Raw genomic sequence first — 15,440 nt, 5'->3', positions numbered from 1 at the left:
GACGTCCCGGCTCGCGTCACCGGAGGAACGCCGCGGCCACGCCCGAGTCGACGGGGACGTGCAGGCCGGTGGTCTGGACGAGGTCCGGCCCGGTGAGGGCGAGGACCGCGGCCGCGACGTGCTCGGGGAGCACCTCGCGCTTGAGCAGCGTGCGCTGGGCGTAGAACGCGCCCAGGTCCTTCTCCTCCACGCCGTAGACCGCCGCCCGCTGGGCGCCCCAGCCGCCGGCGAAGATCCCGGAGCCGCGCACGACCCCGTCGGGGTTGACGCCGTTGACGCGGATCTGGTGCTCGCCGAGCTCGGCCGCGAGCAGGCGCACCTGGTGCGCCTGGTCCGCCTTCGTCGCGGAGTAGGCGATGTTGTTCGGGCCGGCGAAGAGCGAGTTCTTCGACGCGATGTAGACGATGTCGCCGCCCATGCCCTGCGCGATCATCGCGCGCGCGGCCTCGCGCGCGACGAGGAACGAGCCCTTCGCCATGACGTCGTGCTGGAGGTCCCAGTCCGCCTCGGTCGTCTCGAGCAGCGGCTTGGAGATCGACAGGCCGGCGTTGTTGACGACGAGGTCGACCCCGCCGAAGGCGAGCGCCGCGGCGTCGACCATCGCGGCGACGTCGGACGACGACGTGACGTCCCCGCCCACGGCGACCGCGACGTCCGGCCCGCCGAGGGCCTCGGCGACCTCGCGCGCCCCGTCGAGGTTGCGGTCCGCGACGACGACGCACGCGCCCTCGGCGGCGAGCCGCTCCGCGATGGCCTTGCCGATGCCGGACCCGCCGCCGGTGACGAGCGCGACGCGCGTCGCCAGCGTCTTCGGCGCCGGCATCCGCCGGAGCTTGGCCTCCTCGAGCGCCCAGTACTCGATGCGGAACTTCTCGGACTCCTCGATGGGCGCGTACGTGCTGATCGCCTCGGCGCCGCGCATCACGTTGATCGCGTTGACGTAGAACTCGCCCGCGACGCGCGCGGTCTGCTTGTTCCGGCCGAACGAGAACATGCCGACGCCCGGGACGAGCACGACCGCCGGGTCGGCGCCGCGGATCGCGGGGCTGTCCGGCGTCGCGTGCCGGTCGTAGTACGCGCGGTACGCCTCGCGGTACGCCGTGTGCGCCTCGCGCAGTGCCGCGACCGTGTCCTCGACCGACGCGTCGGCCGGGACGTCGACGACGAGCGGGCTGACCTTGGTGCGCAGGAAGTGGTCGGGGCAGCTCGTGCCGAGCGCGGCGAGCAGCGCGAGCTTCTCGCGGGCCAGGAAGTCGAGCACGACGTCGGAGTCCGTGAAGTGCCCGACCTGCGGCGCGTCGGTCGACGCCAGGCCGCGGATCGTCGGCGCGAGCGCGGCGGCCTTGGCGCGGCGCTCGGCCTCGGGCAGGGCCTCGTGGCCAGGGCGCACGGCGCCGAAGGGGTGCTCGGCGAGCTCCGCCGTCCGGCGCGCGATGAACTCCTCCGCCGTGCGGACGATCCGCAGCGAGCGCTCCTCGGCCTCGGCCGAGGTGTCGCCCCAGGCCGTGATGCCGTGCCCGCCGAGGACGCAGCCGATCGCCTGCGGGTTGTCGGCCTTGATGGCGGCGATGTCGAGCCCGAGCTGGAAGCCGGGCCGGCGCCACGGCACCCACACGACCTCGTCGCCGAACACCTCGCGGGTCAGCGCCTCGCCGTCGGCCGCGGTCGCGAGGGCGATGCCCGCGTCCGGGTGCAGGTGGTCGACGTGCACGGCGTCGACCAGGCCGTGCATGGCCGTGTCGATCGACGGCGCGGCGCCGCCCTTGCCGTGCAGGCAGTAGTCGAACGCCGCGACCATCTCGTCCTCGCGCTCGACGCCCGGGTAGACGCCGGTCAGCGCGCGCAGGCGGTCGAGGCGCAGCACCGCGAGGTTCTTCTCGGTCAGCGTGCCGAGGTCGCCGCCGGAGCCCTTGACCCACAGCAGCTCGACGTCCTCGCCCGTCACCGGATCCGTCGCCGTGCCCTTCGCGGACGTGTTGCCGCCCGCGTAGTTCGTCACGCGCGGGTCGGAGCCGAGCCGGTTCGAGCGCGCGACGAGGTCGGCGACCGTCCCGGCCGCGGAGGTCGACGTGGTCGTGCCGGTCATCTCAGGCTCCCCATCCGGCCTGCGTGCCACCGACACGCTCGGCCACGATCGTCTCGGTGTAGCCCGACGCCGCGAACGCGGCCATCGGGTCGGGCGCGAGGCCCTGCTCGGTGCGCAGGTCCGCGAGCAGCGGCCGCACGTCCGTGCTGTACGCGTCCATGAGGACGCCGTTCGCCGTGAGGACGTCACCGGAGACCTGCGCGGCCTCGAGCGCCTCGACGTCCACGAGCAGCGCCTTCGCCGTCGCCTCCTGGACGTTCATCACGGACCGGATCTGGCCCGGGATCTTCGCCTCGACGTTGTGGCACTGGTCGAGCATGAAGTTCACGCCGCTGTCCGGGGCCAGCGCCCCGGCCTGGACGATCTCGTGCATGATCCGGAAGAGCTGGAACGGGTCCGCCGCGCCGGCCATGAGGTCGTCGTCGGCGTAGAACCGCGAGTTGAAGTCGAACGCCCCGAGCCGGCCCTGGCGCAGGAGCTGGGCGACGATGAACTCGATGTTCGTCCCGGGCGCGTGGTGGCCCGTGTCGAGCACGACCTTCGCCCGGTCCCCCAGCGCGAGGCAGTGCAGCAGCGACGTGCCCCAGTCCGGGATGTCGGTCGCGTAGAACGCGGGCTCGAAGAACTTGTACTCGAGCACGAGCCGGTTCTCCGGGTGCGCGGCCGTGAGCGCGGCGTAGACCTCCGCGAGGGAGTCCGCGAGACGGTCCTGGCGCGCGCGGATCGAGTCCTGGCCGGGGTAGTTGATGCCGTCCGGGAGCCACAGCTTGAGCTCGCGCGAGCCCGTCGCCGCCATGACGTCGATGCACTGGAGGTGGTGCGCGACCGCCTTCTTGCGCACGACCGGGTCCGGGTGCGTGAGCGAGCCCAGCTTGTAGTCGTCGTCCTGGAACAGGTTCGAGTTGATCATGCCGATCGACACGCCGAGCTCCGCCGCGTGACGCGACAGGTCCGCGTAGTCGTCGACCAGGTCCCACGGGATGTGCAGCGACACGCGCGGCGCGACGCCGGTGTAGCGGTGCACCTGCGCCGCGTCCGCGATCTTCTCGTACGGGTCGCGCGGCACGCCCGGCTGGGCGAACACCTTGAACCGCGTCCCCGAGTTCCCGAACGCCCAGGACGGCAGCTCGATCGTCTGCTGCCGGAGCGCGGCCCGTGCCGCCTCGATGCGGTCGCTCATGGTCCTCCTCGCGCACCCGTGCGCAGCCGTGCAGGACCGTCGGCGGCCGCGCCGGGATCCTCGCGTGAATCGTTTCAATGCTCACCGTAGGGGTGTGCGCGACGGCGGTCAAGGGCCGCGGAGACCGCCGCCGCACCACCGCCGTCCGCGCTCAGCCGGTCGGCAGGCCCGCGCGCTCGAGCTGCGCCTCGAGGTGGAAGACCTCGTCGAGCACGACGAACCCCTCGTCCGGGTTCCCGCCGTCGACGAAGAAGTCGCCCATCGCGGCCTGCCAGCGCGCGTTGACCGCCGTGCGCGCCATGGCCTCCTGGGCGGCCGCGTAGTCGTCGGTCTCCAGGAACCCGACGAGCAGGCCGTCGGGGCGCAGGAAGAGGCGGTAGTCGCGCCATCCGGCGTCGCGCAGCGCCTCGAGCATCTCCGGCCAGACCTCCGCGTGCGCGGCGCGGTACGCGTCGAGACGGTCGGGGCGCACCTGGGACGTGAAGCAGACGCGGGCGGGACGGCGGTCGGGCATCGGTGGCCTCCGGGTGGTGTCGGTCGGTGCCGCTCACGAGGGATGAATCGGTTCAGCAGCCTAGCTCCGAGACGTCAGGCGGTCGCGTGCGCGCCCACGACCGACAGGAGCTGCAGCTTCTCGTAGCTCTCGCTGCCCGGAACCGCGGTGTACACGAGCAGCAGGTGCGACTGCTCCGGGTCGACCAGCGTCTGGCAGTGCAGCTCGAGCGCTCCGACGTCCGGATGGAGGAACCGCTTCGTCGCCTCGGGCTGGAGGCGGTGGCCGACCTCGTGCGTGTCCCACAGCCGGCGCAGCTCCTCGCTGCGCGCGAGGGCGACGTCGGCCAGGCGGGCCGCCCGCGAGCCGGGCCCGCGCAGGGTGACGACCTGGCGCAGGTGCGAGGCGTACACGCGCGACATGCGCTCGTGGTCGTCCGGCGGGTACAGCGCTCGGGTGGCCGGCTCGGTGAACCACCGGAAGCCGACGCTCCGGGCGGGGCCGACGTGCCGCGTCGCGTCGCCGGTCAGGGCCACGCTCAAGGACGTCTGCCGCAGCGTCTCCCCCAGCTCCGTCACGACCTCCGCGGCGGTGTCGGTCAGCCGGTCGAGGATGCGCAGCAGGCCCGGGCTGACATGGTCGCTCACCGCTCCGCGCGGGGGCGGCTGGTGGCCTGCGAGCCGGAAGAGGTGGTCGCGCTCGTCGAGACCGAGATGCAGCCCTTGCGCGATCGACGCGACCATCTGCGCGGACGGGTGGGGACCACGCTCGCGCTCCAACCGCGCGTAGTAGTCGGTCGACATGTGGCACAGCGCCGCGACCTCCTCGCGGCGCAGCCCGGCCGTCCGGCGACGCTGCCCGCGGGGAAGGCCGACGTCCTCCGGCTGCAACGCCCGCCGCCGGGAGCGGAGGAACTCCGCGAGCCCTGCTCTGTCGATCATCGCTCCACGTCCTCCCCGCCGGTCCGGCTCCTTTCCTACCGCGTGCGCGCGGCGCGAGCCACGGTCTGCCGATCCCCCTCTGCGCGCCCGTCAGGGGCGGATCGCCAGGCCCTGGATGCACCACCGACGCGGTGTGACCGTGGCAGCACGAGTCCACCCCTCATGACAGGAGCACCACCATGCCCCGCACACCCCGTCTCGACCTGCCCGACCTCTCCGGCCGGCGCGCCCTCGTCACCGGAGGCAGCGACGGCATCGGTCTCCGCATAGTGCAGCGCCTCGCCGCCGCCGGGGCCGAGGTCGTCGTCCCGGTCCGCAACCGCGCCAAGGGCGAGGCGGCGGTCTCGACGATCCGCCGCACCCACCCCACCGCCCACGTCGTGGTCAAGGACCTCGACCTCGCGTCCCTGGGCTCCGTCGCCGCCCTGGGCGACGAGCTGCGCGCGGAGGGCCGCCCGATCCACGTGCTCGTCAACAACGCCGGTGTCATGGTCCCGCCCCAGCGGCGGACCACCGACGACGGGTTCGAGCTGCAGCTCGGCACCAACCACCTCGGGCACGTCGCGCTCGTCGCCCACCTGCTGCCCCTGCTGTCCGCAGGAGAAGCCCGGGTCACCTCCCAGCTCAGCATCGCCGCCCGCAGCGGAGCGATGCACTGGGACGACATCAGCTGGGAGACCCGGTACGACGCACGACGCGCCTACAGCCAGTCCAAGATCGCCCTCGGTCTCTTCGCGCTCGAGCTCGACCGGCGCAGCCGGGCCGCCGGCTGGGGCATCACGAGCAACGCCTCTCACCCCGGCGTCGCCCCGACGAGCCTTCTCGGGGCGCGGCCCGAGATCGGACGGGACCGCGACACCCCACAGAACGCGCTCATCCGGCGGCTCTCCCGCGCGGGGATCCTGCTCGGGACCCCCGAGAGTGCGGCGCTCCCGGCGCTGTTCGCCGCCACGTCGCCGCGGGCCCGCGGTGGCGCGCTCTACGGCCCCGACGGCCTCGGCAACCTCGGCGGCGCCCCCGCGGAGCAGCGCCTGTTCCGCCCGCTGCGCGACCCCGCGGAGGCCGACCGCGTCTGGCGGGTCTCCACGGAGCTGTCGGGCGTGTCGTTCACGACGGCCGCCCGTACACCCTGAGCGGACGCGGGGTCCGCCGGCTCCGCCACGTGCGGCAGGATGACGGGGACGCGTCGCGGCGGCGCGCGCGTCCCCGTCACCGAGGAGGACGTATGACCACGGCGAGCCCGCGACGTCGGGCGTCGGTCAGCGACGTCGCGCGCCACGCCCAGGTCTCGGTCGGCACGGTCTCGAACGTGCTCAACCGGCCCGACCGCGTCTCCGAGGCCACGCGCGACCGCGTGCTCGCCGCGATCGCCGAGCTGTCGTTCGTCCCGAACGGCCCGGCACGACAGCTTCGCGCGGGCACGATCACCACGGTCGGCGCCATCGTGCTCGACATCGCGAACCCGTTCTTCACGGACGTGGCGCGCGGGATCGAGGACCGGCTCGCGCGCGACGACTACACGCTCATGGTCGCGAGCTCCGAGGAGGACCCCGAGCGCGAGTCGCGGTACCTGCGGCTGTTCGAGGAGCACGGCGTCCGGGGCGTCATGGTCGTCCCTGCCACCGACGACGTCGGCCACCTCCTGACTCTGCAGGCCCGAGGGGTCGGCGTCGTGCTGCTCGACCGGCCGTCGCCGACGCCGGCGCTGTCGTCCGTCGCCGTCGACGACGTGCACGGCGGCGAGCTCGCCGCACGGCATCTCCTGGAGCAGGGCCACCGGCGGATCGCGTTCCTCAACGGGCCGCACTCCATCCGGCAGTGCGCGGACCGGCTGCGCGGCGTCGAGACCGCGCTCGCCTCCGCCGGGCTCGACCCCGCCGAGCACCTCGTCGAGATCGCGCTCGGCTCGCTCAACGCCGACGGCGGCGAGTCCGCGACGAACGCCCTGCTCGCGCTCGAGGACCGGCCCACCGCCGTCTTCTGCGTCAACGACCTCGTGGCGCTCGGGGCGCTGCGCACGCTGCGGCGCGAGGGCGTCGACGTCCCGGGCGACATCGCGGTGGTCGGCTACGACGACGTCGCGTTCGCCGCCGAGCTGTTCACCCCGCTCACGTCCGTGCGCCAGCCGACGCACCGCCTCGGCGAGACCGCGGCGGACCTGCTGCTCGCGGGCCACGACGCCCCCGCCGAGCACGTCGTCTTCGAGCCCGAGCTGGTCGTGCGCACCTCGAGCACCGCCCCCGGCGGGGCGTGATCCTGCCGCGCGTCCACGGCTCGGCGACCGTCGCCGTCCAGCGATCGGCGAGGCTCAGGGAACGGCAGGGAGGACCGCCGTGTGCACGCACCGCCACCGGCCGTCGCGGTGCACGAACGTGTCGACGGACCACTCCTCGTCGCGGAACGGCGTGCCGCGCCACGTGCCCGCGGAGACGCCACGCGCGAGGGTGACCGCGACGTCGTCGTGCACCCGCACGGACACCAGCTCGGACGACATCTCGGTGTGCACGAGCTCGCCGGAGGCGACGAGCGCGAGGAAGCCGGCGCGCTCCTGCACGTCGCCGTCGGTGCCGGCGATCGTCCAGCCGGGGTCGACGAACGCGTCGACCGCGGCGGGGTCGTTCGCGACGATCGCGTCGCCCCACGCGCGCAGGAGCCCCGCGAAGCGTCGTGGGCCGCGCCGTCGCCGAGGTCGCCGGCCGGGCCGCCGGGCCCGTCCGCGGTCATGACGACGTCCACTCCTTGCGCTCGGCCGCGGGCAGCTTCTCGACGGCCGCGCGCAGCGCCGCGGCCTCCATGGCCCCGGCGTGCTGGGCGAGGAAGCCGCGGAGCCGGTCCGGCTCGACGTCGCCGACGGTGCGCAGCATCCACCCGATGCCCCGCTGGACGTACGGCTCGGGGTCGTCGCGCAGCCGCTCCGCGAGCGCGAGCGTGTCGTCGACCTGGCCCTGGCGCAGGAACGCGGCCGTCGCGACGATCGCGGTGCGGCGCCGCGGCCAGTCGCGCGCCTCGGCGAGCTCGTACAGCGGGTCGCGGGGGCGGTCGAGCAGCCAGGTGCCGAGCACCTGGTGGGCCGTGAGGTCGACGAGGTCCCACGTGTCCACCCGGTCGTGGCGGCGCAGGAACAGCGCGACGAGCTCGGCGTGCCGCTCCGGCGCGACGCGGCGCGCGGTCGAGGCCTTGCCCATGATCGAGCAGGCGCCGGCGCGGACCTCGTGGACGTCGTCCTCGAGCAGCGTCTCGATCTCCGCGACCGGCAGCTCGATCGCCGCCTTGGCGAGCGTGAACACGTCCCCCATCCGCACTCCCGCGAACGAGTCGTCGCCGGGGAAGAAGCGTGCGTACTTGCGGCGCTGCTCCGCGGACGCGAGGGCGAGCAGCTCGGTGCGGAACACGGCGGCGCTCTGCGGCGGTGCCGCGGGGGGCGTGCCGCGCGCACCGGGGCGCGGCACGCCCGCTCGCGCCCGGCGCCCCCGCACGCCGCTCGCGGGTGCCGTCCTCCTCGTGGGCATGGTCCTCGCTCCTTCGTCGTCTCGCGGCGTCGCGGCAGGCCCGGCGGTCACCGCGGCGCCATGCGGATCGCCCCGTCGAGGCGGATCACCTCGCCGTTGAGCATGGGGTTCTCGACGACGGCGCGGACGAGCCGCGCGTACTCCTCCGGCCGGCCGAGGCGGCTCGGGTGGGGCACCTGCGCGGCGAGAGACTCCTGCGCCGCCTCGGGTAGCGACGCCATCATCGGGGTGCTGAAGATCCCCGGGGCGATCGTCGCGACGCGGATGCGGTGCTGCGCGAGGTCGCGCGCGAGCGCGAGCGTCATCCCCGCCACCCCGGCCTTGGACGCCGCGTACGCGGCCTGGCCGACCTGCCCGTCGAACGCCGCGACCGAGGCGGTGTGGACGAGCACGCCGCGCTCCTCGCCGTCCGGCGCGAGGGGGTCGAGGCGCAGCATGCGCTCCGCCGCGAGCCGCGCGACGTTGAACGTGCCGACGAGGTTGACGTCGACGACGCGGCGGAACGCGTCGAGCGGGTGCACCCCCGACCTCCCCAGCACCCGCTGGGCGAGCACGACCCCGGCGCAGCTCACGACGACGCGTGCCCCGCCGAGCTCGTCGGCGGCGTCGAGGGCCCGAGCGACGTCGTCCTCGCTCGTCACGTCCGCGGGGACGAAGCGCGCCGCGTGGTCGAGCGCGTCGGCGACCGCCGCGCCGTCGGACGACGCCAGGTCGGCGACGACGACGCGCGCGCCCGCCGCGGCGAGGCCCTCCGCCGTCGCCCTCCCGAGCCCGGACGCTCCTCCGGTCACCAGGGCGACGCTGCCCCCGATCTGCATGCCTGCTCCTCCGTCGGCTCCGTCGTCCGTGCACGGGCCGCGGTGCCCGCACGACGACCGTACCCAGGTCGGCCGGTCCGCCGCGACGTCGGCCCGGCACGGGCGACCGACCGCGTGCCCCCGGACCGCTCCCCGCGGTGCAGGATGGGGGCACCACGACGAGAGGTGAGCCGATGAGCCTGTACGACATCCCCTTCCAGGCGATGGACGGGTCGACCCGCACGCTCGGCGAGCACCGCGACGAGGTGGTCATGGTCGTCAACGTCGCGTCGCGGTGCGGGCTCGCGCCCCAGTACGCGACGCTCGAGACGCTGCAGCGCACCTACGGCGACCGCGGCTTCCAGGTGATCGGCTTCCCCAGCAACCAGTTCCTCCAGGAGCTCGGCAGCAACGACGCGATCCAGCAGTTCTGCTCGACGACGTACGGCGTCACCTTCCCGGTGGTGGACCGCGTGCGCGTCAACGGCCGGCACGAGCACCCGCTGTACACCGAGCTGAAGAAGACGCCCGACGCCGACGGCAGGGCCGGGCGCGTGACGTGGAACTTCGAGAAGTTCCTCGTCGTCCCGGGCGGCGAGGTGCACCGGTTCCGGCCGCGCACCGAGCCGGACGAGCCCGCGGTCGTCGGGCTCATCGAGAAGCACCTGCCGCGCTGAGCCACCGGCCCGGGGCCGCCTCCGGGGTCGCTAGGCCGTCGTCGCCGTCGCCGCGGACGTCGCCGGCGTCGCGGGTGCGCCCTCCGGGACGCGCTCCTCGGGCCCCGTCCGCAGCGCCACGATGGCGACGTCGTCCTCGCCCGGGCCCGGAAGCATGCGAGCGAGCGCGGTCTTGACCACCTCGTCGACGCTCAGCGTGTGCGAGCCGTGCAGCGTCCGCGCGAGCTCCGCGATGTCGGCGCGGAGGTCGTGGCCGCGACGCTCGACGAGCCCGTCGGTGTAGAGCACGAGGGTCTCGTCGGGCCGGAGCTCGACGGAGTGGTCGTGCCGGGGCGTGCCGGGGCAGAGACCGATCGGCAGGTCGGTGCGCCGCTCGAGGACGTCGACGCTGCCGTTGGCGCGCACCAGCAGCGGCGGCAGGTGCCCCGCGCTCGACCACCGCACGGTGCGCACGCCGAGGCGGCGCTCGTCCTCCGTCTGCTCGATGCGCGCGACGATCACCGTCGCGATCGCGGAGTCGCCGAGCGCGAGCCCGCGGACGGCGTCGTCCACGCGCTCGAGCACGCGCGCCGGTGCCTCGCCGCTGTCGTACCCGATCGCGCGCACGAGCCCCCGCAGCTGCCCCATCGTCGCGGCCGCGGTGAGGTCGTGGCCCACGACGTCACCGATGACGAGCGTCGTCGCACCGTCGCGCGTCACGAACGCGTCGTACCAGTCCCCACCGATGTCGCGCTCGAGCGCCGCGGGCTGGTAGTGCGCGGCCAGCTCGAGGTGGTCGGGGGCGGGCGGCGCGGTGAGCACGGCCTGCTGCAGCGCGAGGGACACCTCGCGCACGCGCGCGGCCTCCTGCTCCGAGCGCTGGGCACGCTGGCGCAGCGCGTCGAGCGTGGAGCGCAGCCGCACGGCGTCGCGCAGGGCGGCGCCGATCGTCGACGCGAGGACGGACAGGTAGCGGGCGTAGTCGCCGTCCCACGGCCGGCCGGTGGCGGCGCGGAGCACCACGATGCCGGCGATCCCGCCGCGGCTCGTGTCGCGCAGCGGCTTGACGACGAGACCGTCGACGACCTCGCGCTGATGGGTCGCGAAGGCACGGGCGACGAGCCGCCGCTCCTCGTCGTCCGCCGGATCACCCGTCTCCAGCAGGAGCGCCGGCCGGGTGCCGTCGACGTCGTAGAACACGGCGCGCGCGACGTCCGCGCACTCACCGAGCACCGCGACGACCGGGCGGGCGAAGGAGCGCAGGTCGCCGAACCGCGTCGGGAGCGCGGCGTGCAGCTCACCGAGCGTCACGAGGCGCCGCTGGTTGACGACCTCCTGGGTGGTCTCGGTCGAGATGTCCAGCACGCCGGCGATGCGCCCGCCGTCGTCGCGCAGCGGACTGTAGGAGAAGGTGAAGAACGTCTCTTCGTCGAACCCGGACCGGTTCACGATCAGCCGCAGGTCCTCGTGCCACGTCGCGCGCCCGCTGCGGAGCACCTCGTCGAACAGGGCCCGACGTCGGCCCACACCTCGCGCCACACCACCGCGGCCGGCGCGCCCAGCGCCGCCTGGTGCTTGTGGGTGCCGAGCATCGCCCGGTAGCCGTCGTTGTAGATCAGCGTGAGGTCCGGGCCCCAGACCATCATGATGGGGAACTTCGACGAGAAGCACAGGCGCACCGCATGGCGCAGCGCGTGCGGCCAGGTCCCCGGGTGGCCCAACGGGGTGTCCTCCCACGCGACCTCGCGCGCCTCGAGGCCGACGGCGCTGCCCGACGTCGCCTCGACGAACCACTCCGCATCCATCCGTGAATCGTACGGTCCGGTGCGACGGCACCCCCGCCATGACCGGTCGGTGGCGCGGGTCAGTGCGCCGGCATCTCCAGGCACCCGCCGTCGGCGATCGGACGCCCGAGTCGAGCGTGACGCCGTCGGGCGCGACGCCACCGAACACGCACCCGCCCGGCACGCTCACGCCGACGCCGAAGCTCGTCGCGACCAGACCGAGCGGCGACGTCTCCGGCGTGACGGCCGCGTGCTCGAACCCGGCGCCGCGGAGCGCGGCCACGACGTCGTCGCGCTGGAGCGGCTCGCCGGTGACGAGCGGCGCGAGCGCGGCCTCGACGGCCGGGACGGACTCCGCCGCGAGCGCGTCGCCCTCGGGCGTGCCCGAGCGCTGCCGGTACGCCTCGTTCGCCCGCATCGCCGCGTCACCGTCGACCGTGACCTCGGCCGACGGCGCGCCGGTCGCCTCGGGTGACGCGGCGTCGTCGGCCCCGTCGCTCCACGCCCCGACGGCCACGACGACGAGGACGACGTACCCGAGGAGCGCAACGACGCCCAGGCCGAGGACCCACGCGACGACGCGCGCGAGCCGGCCCGGGACCGGCGAGCTGTTCTCCTCCATGACGGCACCCTCGCACAGGCTCGCGGCTCGTGGGACGGCCCGCCGCCCGGTCTGCACCACGTCCGCACACCGTGGCCGCCGGCACGACCGGGAGATCGGGCGCGTGCGCTCCGGCGTGTGAGCGCGTGGCGCCAGTGCTTCACTGGCGGACACCCCACCGAGAGGAGCGACGGATGCGAGCGCTGACCTGGCAGGGACGCGAGCACGTGAGCGTCGAGGACGTCCCGGACCCGCGCGTCGAGGAACCCACGGACGCCGTGATCCGTGTGACGTCGACCGCGATCTGCGGGTCCGACCTGCACCTGTACGGGGTGCTGGGCATGTTCCTGGACCGCGGCGACGTTCTGGGGCACGAGGCGATGGGCGTCGTGGAGGAGGTGGGCGCGGCGACGGGCGATCTCAAGGTCGGCGACCGCGTCGTCGTGCCGTTCAACATCGCGTGCGGCCGGTGCTGGATGTGCCAGCGGGGCCTGCAGACCCAGTGCGAGACGACGCAGGTGCGCTCGCAGGACAAGGGCGCGGCGCTCTTCGGGTACACGAAGCTCTACGGGCAGGTGCCGGGCGGGCAGGCGCAGTACCTGCGCGTCCCCCAGGCGCACTACGGCCCGGTGGTCGTGCCGGACGACGGCTCGCCCGACGAGCAGTACCTCTACCTCTCCGACGTGCTGCCGACCGCGTGGCAGGCCGTGGAGTACGCGGAGGTGCCGGAGGGCGGGAGCGTCGTGGTGCTCGGGCTGGGCCCGATCGGCCAGATGTCGGCACGCATCGCGCGGCAGCGCGGCGCGGGGCTCGTCGTCGGCGTCGACCTCGTGCCGGAGCGCCGCGCGATGGCGGAGCGGCACGGCGTGCGCACGATCGACCCGGCCGCCGTCGGCGACCTCCACGACGCGGTCCGCGACCTCACCGGCGGACGCGGGCCCGACTCGGTGATCGACGCCGTCGGCATGGAGGCGCACGGCTCCCCCGTCGCCGAGGCGACGCAGAAGGTCGTCGGCACGCTGCCGGACGCCCTCGCCGCCCCGCTCACCGAGCGCGCGGCCACAGACCGGCTCGCCGCGCTGTACACCGCGTTCTCGCTCGTGCGCCGCGGGGGCACCGTGTCGATCTCGGGCGTGTACGGCGGGGCCAAGGACCCGCTGCCGATGATGCAGCTCTTCGACAAGCAGCTCACGCTGCGCATGGGCCAGGCGAACGTGCGCCACTGGACCGACGACGTCCTGCCGCTCGTGCAGGACGCGTCCGACCCGCTCGGCGTGCTCGACCTGCGCACGCACCGCGTGCCGCTCGAGAAGGCCCCCGAGGCGTACAGCACGGTCCAGCGCAAGGAGGACGGCTGCATCAAGGTCGTGCTCGACCCCTGGGCGGATCAGGCCTGAGGCACGGGCTCGGCGGTCCGCACCCGGCGCGCGACGCGTCGGTTCAGGCGCTCCGACATGACGACGCCGAGCACCACGAACACGGCGAGGAACAGCGGGAGCACCCAGGTGCCCGTCCAGGCGGAGAGCGCGCCGAACGCCGGTGGTGCGAGCGTCGAGCCGGTGTAGGCCGCGGCCATCTGGATGCCGACGACGGCCTGCGAGCTCCGGCGGCCGAAGTTGGCCGGGGTCGAGTGGATGATCGCCGGGTAGATCGGCGCGCAGCCGAGACCGGCGACCACGAGCCCCACGAGCGCGAGGACGTCGGTGCCCACGGGGAGGGCGATCATGAGCACGCCGAGCCCGACCGTGGCGAACCCGCCGCGGATCAGCTGCGTGTCGCCGGCCCGGTCGGCGAAGAACCCGGCGAGGAACCGCCCGGCGGTGATGCCCAGGAGGAAGAGCGAGGCGAACGCGGCGGCGGTGGCCGGGGCGACCCCGCGGTCGGTGACCAGGTAGGTCGACGCCCACAGGATCGCGGTGCTCTCCACGGCGCAGTACGCGAAGAAGGCCGTGAGCATCAGCACGACTCCCGGGATCCTCAACGCCTGCGCGAGCGGCACGTGGGACCCGGCGCGACCGGGTGGCCGGTCGCCTGCGCCGTCCGCGCCGTCCGCGCCGTCCGCGCCGTCCGCGTCATCGTGCTCGTCGGCGTGCCCGACGGGAACGACCGGGTTGACCCTCCCCCACAGCGGGAGGCTGACGAGGAGGACGACGGTGAGGGCGCCTGGACGGCCCCGATGACGAGGTAGGCGCCACGCCACCCCGGTCCGGACGTGAGGGCGTAGCTCATGACGAACGGGCTGATCGACGCGCCCACGCCCCAGAAGCTGTGCAGCCAGTTCATGTGGCGCGCGGCGTAGTGCAGGGCGACGTAGTTGTTGAGGGCCGCGTCGACCGCGCCCGCGCCGAGCCCGTAGGGCACCGCCCACAGGCACAGCATCCAGAACGAGCCGGAGAGGGAGAAGCCCCCGAGCGCCGCAGCGGTCATCCCGACGCTGACGGCCGTGACGACGCCGACGCCGAACCGGCGCGTGAGCCGCTCGGAGGCGAGGCTGGAGGCGATGGTGCCCGCGGCGATGATCGTGGTGACGATGCCGGCGAACGCGACGGGGACGCCGAGGTCCCGATGCATCACGGGCCAGCCCGCCCCGACCAGGGAGTCGGGCAGCCCGAGGCTGACGAAGGCGATGTAGATGATCGCGAGCAGGAGCGAGTACACGGGTGGTCGGTCTGCCTTTCGCGAGGGCGCCGGACGGCACGGACGGCGAGCGGCCGTCGGTCGGCGGACTTCACGCGCTCGGACGCTCTGGGTACGAGCGTACACAGCGAGTGTACGTTCGTACACACTCGCGGTAGGTTGGGACGCATGGCCATCGACCACTTCGCCGGCGACCCGCGGACCAACCGGGAACGGATGCTCGCCGGGGACCTCTACATCGCCGACGACCCCGAGAACGAGCGGCTGCACCGGCGGGGCGTCCGGCTCGCCGACGACTACTACCGCGCCGACGTCGCGGGCGACCCCGGCGCGCGACGCCTCCTCGCCGAGCTGCTCGGCTCGCTCGGGGAGGGTGCCCACATCAACCCGCCGCTGTTCGTGGACTACGGCGAGAACATCCACGTCGGCGCGAGGACCTTCGTCAACTACCACCTCACCGCGCTGGACGTGGCGACCATCACGATCGGCGAGGACTGCCAGATCGGACCCAACGTCCAGCTCCTCACCCCGACCCACCCCGTCGACCCGGAGCCCCGCCGCGACAAGCTCGAGGCCGCGAGGCCGATCACCATCGAGGACAACGTGTGGCTCGGCGGTGGCGTCATCGTCTGCCCGGGCGTGACCATCGGGCGCAACTCGGTGGTCGGCGCCGGGTCGGTCGTCGTCAAGGACGTCCCGCCGGACGTCGTCGCCGTCGGCAACCCCGCCCGCGTGGTCCGGACGATCGGCTAGCCC

Annotated in this window: 17 protein-coding genes; 6 read left to right on the top strand and 11 right to left on the bottom strand. The window is 74.2% G+C overall.

The window, feature by feature from the left end:
* Positions 1–16: 16 nt before the first annotated feature.
* The 4 genes from BJF88_RS07230 to BJF88_RS07215 form a co-directional block, all read right to left on the bottom strand.
* On the bottom strand, positions 17–2,086 hold the full coding sequence (locus tag BJF88_RS07230) for a bifunctional rhamnulose-1-phosphate aldolase/short-chain dehydrogenase (protein ID WP_075828316.1): 2,070 nt from the start codon (positions 2,084–2,086) through the stop codon (positions 17–19).
* Between the two features lies 1 nt (position 2,087).
* A complete protein-coding gene (rhaI, locus tag BJF88_RS07225) occupies positions 2,088–3,266 on the bottom strand; it encodes an L-rhamnose isomerase (protein ID WP_075828315.1) in 1,179 nt (392 codons plus the stop codon).
* Positions 3,267–3,417: 151 nt separating this feature from the next.
* Positions 3,418–3,780: an L-rhamnose mutarotase gene (locus BJF88_RS07220; RefSeq protein WP_075828314.1), complete on the bottom strand. Its 363-nt coding sequence runs from the start codon at positions 3,778–3,780 to the stop codon at positions 3,418–3,420.
* Positions 3,781–3,854: 74 nt separating this feature from the next.
* Positions 3,855–4,700, bottom strand: coding sequence for a helix-turn-helix transcriptional regulator (locus BJF88_RS07215; protein ID WP_075828313.1), 846 nt, complete (start codon positions 4,698–4,700; stop codon positions 3,855–3,857).
* A 179-nt stretch (positions 4,701–4,879) separates the two neighbouring features.
* On the opposite strand from BJF88_RS07215, the gene BJF88_RS07210 reads away from it, so the two are divergent.
* Both BJF88_RS07210 and BJF88_RS07205 read left to right on the top strand, forming a co-directional pair.
* Positions 4,880–5,833, top strand: coding sequence for an SDR family oxidoreductase (locus BJF88_RS07210; protein WP_075828312.1), 954 nt, complete (start codon positions 4,880–4,882; stop codon positions 5,831–5,833).
* A 92-nt stretch (positions 5,834–5,925) separates the two neighbouring features.
* On the top strand, positions 5,926–6,954 hold the full coding sequence (locus tag BJF88_RS07205; RefSeq protein ID WP_075828311.1) for a LacI family DNA-binding transcriptional regulator: 1,029 nt from the start codon (positions 5,926–5,928) through the stop codon (positions 6,952–6,954).
* 54 nt (positions 6,955–7,008) lie between these two features.
* On the opposite strand, the gene BJF88_RS07200 is transcribed toward BJF88_RS07205, so the two are convergent.
* The 3 genes from BJF88_RS07200 to BJF88_RS07190 form a co-directional block, all read right to left on the bottom strand.
* A complete protein-coding gene (locus tag BJF88_RS07200; RefSeq protein WP_075828327.1) occupies positions 7,009–7,350 on the bottom strand; it encodes a nuclear transport factor 2 family protein in 342 nt (113 codons plus the stop codon).
* Between the two features lie 70 nt (positions 7,351–7,420).
* Positions 7,421–8,209 (bottom strand): DNA alkylation repair protein, encoded by a 789-nt coding sequence (locus BJF88_RS07195; protein ID WP_083648954.1) that lies wholly within the window; start codon positions 8,207–8,209, stop codon positions 7,421–7,423.
* Positions 8,210–8,256: 47 nt separating this feature from the next.
* Positions 8,257–9,027 carry an SDR family NAD(P)-dependent oxidoreductase gene (locus BJF88_RS07190; protein ID WP_075828310.1) on the bottom strand — a complete coding sequence of 257 codons (771 nt, stop codon included), beginning with the start codon at positions 9,025–9,027 and terminating at the stop codon, positions 8,257–8,259.
* Positions 9,028–9,200: 173 nt separating this feature from the next.
* On the opposite strand from BJF88_RS07190, the gene BJF88_RS07185 reads away from it, so the two are divergent.
* The gene (locus BJF88_RS07185; RefSeq protein WP_075828309.1) at positions 9,201–9,683 is read left to right on the top strand and encodes a glutathione peroxidase; all 483 of its coding nucleotides are present in this window, start codon (positions 9,201–9,203) and stop codon (positions 9,681–9,683) included.
* Positions 9,684–9,713: 30 nt separating this feature from the next.
* On the opposite strand, the gene BJF88_RS07180 is transcribed toward BJF88_RS07185, so the two are convergent.
* Together BJF88_RS07180 and BJF88_RS07175 are read right to left on the bottom strand one after the other, a co-directional pair.
* Entirely contained in the window at positions 9,714–11,159 is a 1,446-nt protein-coding gene (locus BJF88_RS07180; protein ID WP_075828308.1) for a PP2C family protein-serine/threonine phosphatase, read from the bottom strand.
* Positions 11,114–11,467, bottom strand: a complete 354-nt coding sequence (locus BJF88_RS07175; RefSeq protein ID WP_075828307.1) for a hypothetical protein — start codon at positions 11,465–11,467, stop codon at positions 11,114–11,116. Before BJF88_RS07175 ends, BJF88_RS07180 begins: the two co-directional genes overlap by 46 nt.
* A gap of 116 nt (positions 11,468–11,583) precedes the next feature.
* Between BJF88_RS07175 and BJF88_RS07170 the strand changes: the two genes are divergently transcribed.
* Both BJF88_RS07170 and BJF88_RS07165 read left to right on the top strand, forming a co-directional pair.
* Positions 11,584–12,189, top strand: coding sequence for a hypothetical protein (locus BJF88_RS07170; RefSeq protein ID WP_075828306.1), 606 nt, complete (start codon positions 11,584–11,586; stop codon positions 12,187–12,189).
* Between the two features lie 52 nt (positions 12,190–12,241).
* Positions 12,242–13,444, top strand: a complete 1,203-nt coding sequence (locus tag BJF88_RS07165) for a zinc-dependent alcohol dehydrogenase (RefSeq protein ID WP_075828305.1) — start codon at positions 12,242–12,244, stop codon at positions 13,442–13,444.
* Here BJF88_RS07165 and BJF88_RS21585 read toward each other — a convergent pair.
* Together BJF88_RS21585 and BJF88_RS21580 are read right to left on the bottom strand one after the other, a co-directional pair.
* Complete coding sequence (locus BJF88_RS21585; RefSeq protein ID WP_083648957.1) at positions 13,435–14,004, bottom strand: sugar MFS transporter; 570 nt, start codon at positions 14,002–14,004, stop codon at positions 13,435–13,437. The genes BJF88_RS07165 and BJF88_RS21585 overlap by 10 nt on opposite strands.
* Positions 14,005–14,024: 20 nt before the next feature.
* Positions 14,025–14,705 (bottom strand): sugar MFS transporter, encoded by a 681-nt coding sequence (locus BJF88_RS21580; RefSeq protein ID WP_083648953.1) that lies wholly within the window; start codon positions 14,703–14,705, stop codon positions 14,025–14,027.
* Between the two features lie 147 nt (positions 14,706–14,852).
* Here BJF88_RS21580 and BJF88_RS07155 point away from each other — a divergent pair, with 147 nt between their 5' ends.
* Entirely contained in the window at positions 14,853–15,437 is a 585-nt protein-coding gene (locus BJF88_RS07155; RefSeq protein ID WP_075828304.1) for a sugar O-acetyltransferase, read from the top strand.
* Positions 15,438–15,440: the final 3 nt, after the last annotated feature.

It is taken from the genome of Cellulosimicrobium sp. CUA-896, assembly GCF_001942335.1.
Lineage (GTDB): Bacteria > Actinomycetota > Actinomycetes > Actinomycetales > Cellulomonadaceae > Cellulosimicrobium.
Note: the sequence above shows the minus strand (reverse complement) of the source record. Positions and strands in the feature narration are given on the sequence as shown.

What these genes read in the sequence shown, in the direction of transcription:
- rhaI (WP_075828315.1), bottom strand. Translation starts at nt 3,266, where the DNA reads ATGAGCGACCGCATCGAGGCGGCACGGGCCGCGCTCCGGCAGCAGACG.
- BJF88_RS07210 (WP_075828312.1), top strand. Translation starts at nt 4,880, where the DNA reads ATGCCCCGCACACCCCGTCTCGACCTGCCCGACCTCTCCGGCCGGCGC.
- BJF88_RS07220 (WP_075828314.1), bottom strand. Translation starts at nt 3,780, where the DNA reads ATGCCCGACCGCCGTCCCGCCCGCGTCTGCTTCACGTCCCAGGTGCGC.
- BJF88_RS07155 (WP_075828304.1), top strand. Translation starts at nt 14,853, where the DNA reads ATGGCCATCGACCACTTCGCCGGCGACCCGCGGACCAACCGGGAACGG.
- BJF88_RS07165 (WP_075828305.1), top strand. Translation starts at nt 12,242, where the DNA reads ATGCGAGCGCTGACCTGGCAGGGACGCGAGCACGTGAGCGTCGAGGAC.
- BJF88_RS07190 (WP_075828310.1), bottom strand. Translation starts at nt 9,027, where the DNA reads ATGCAGATCGGGGGCAGCGTCGCCCTGGTGACCGGAGGAGCGTCCGGG.
- BJF88_RS07185 (WP_075828309.1), top strand. Translation starts at nt 9,201, where the DNA reads ATGAGCCTGTACGACATCCCCTTCCAGGCGATGGACGGGTCGACCCGC.
- BJF88_RS07175 (WP_075828307.1), bottom strand. Translation starts at nt 11,467, where the DNA reads ATGGATGCGGAGTGGTTCGTCGAGGCGACGTCGGGCAGCGCCGTCGGC.
- BJF88_RS07215 (WP_075828313.1), bottom strand. Translation starts at nt 4,700, where the DNA reads ATGATCGACAGAGCAGGGCTCGCGGAGTTCCTCCGCTCCCGGCGGCGG.
- BJF88_RS21585 (WP_083648957.1), bottom strand. Translation starts at nt 14,004, where the DNA reads ATGCTCACGGCCTTCTTCGCGTACTGCGCCGTGGAGAGCACCGCGATC.
- BJF88_RS07230 (WP_075828316.1), bottom strand. Translation starts at nt 2,086, where the DNA reads ATGACCGGCACGACCACGTCGACCTCCGCGGCCGGGACGGTCGCCGAC.
- BJF88_RS07205 (WP_075828311.1), top strand. Translation starts at nt 5,926, where the DNA reads ATGACCACGGCGAGCCCGCGACGTCGGGCGTCGGTCAGCGACGTCGCG.
- BJF88_RS07195 (WP_083648954.1), bottom strand. Translation starts at nt 8,209, where the DNA reads ATGCCCACGAGGAGGACGGCACCCGCGAGCGGCGTGCGGGGGCGCCGG.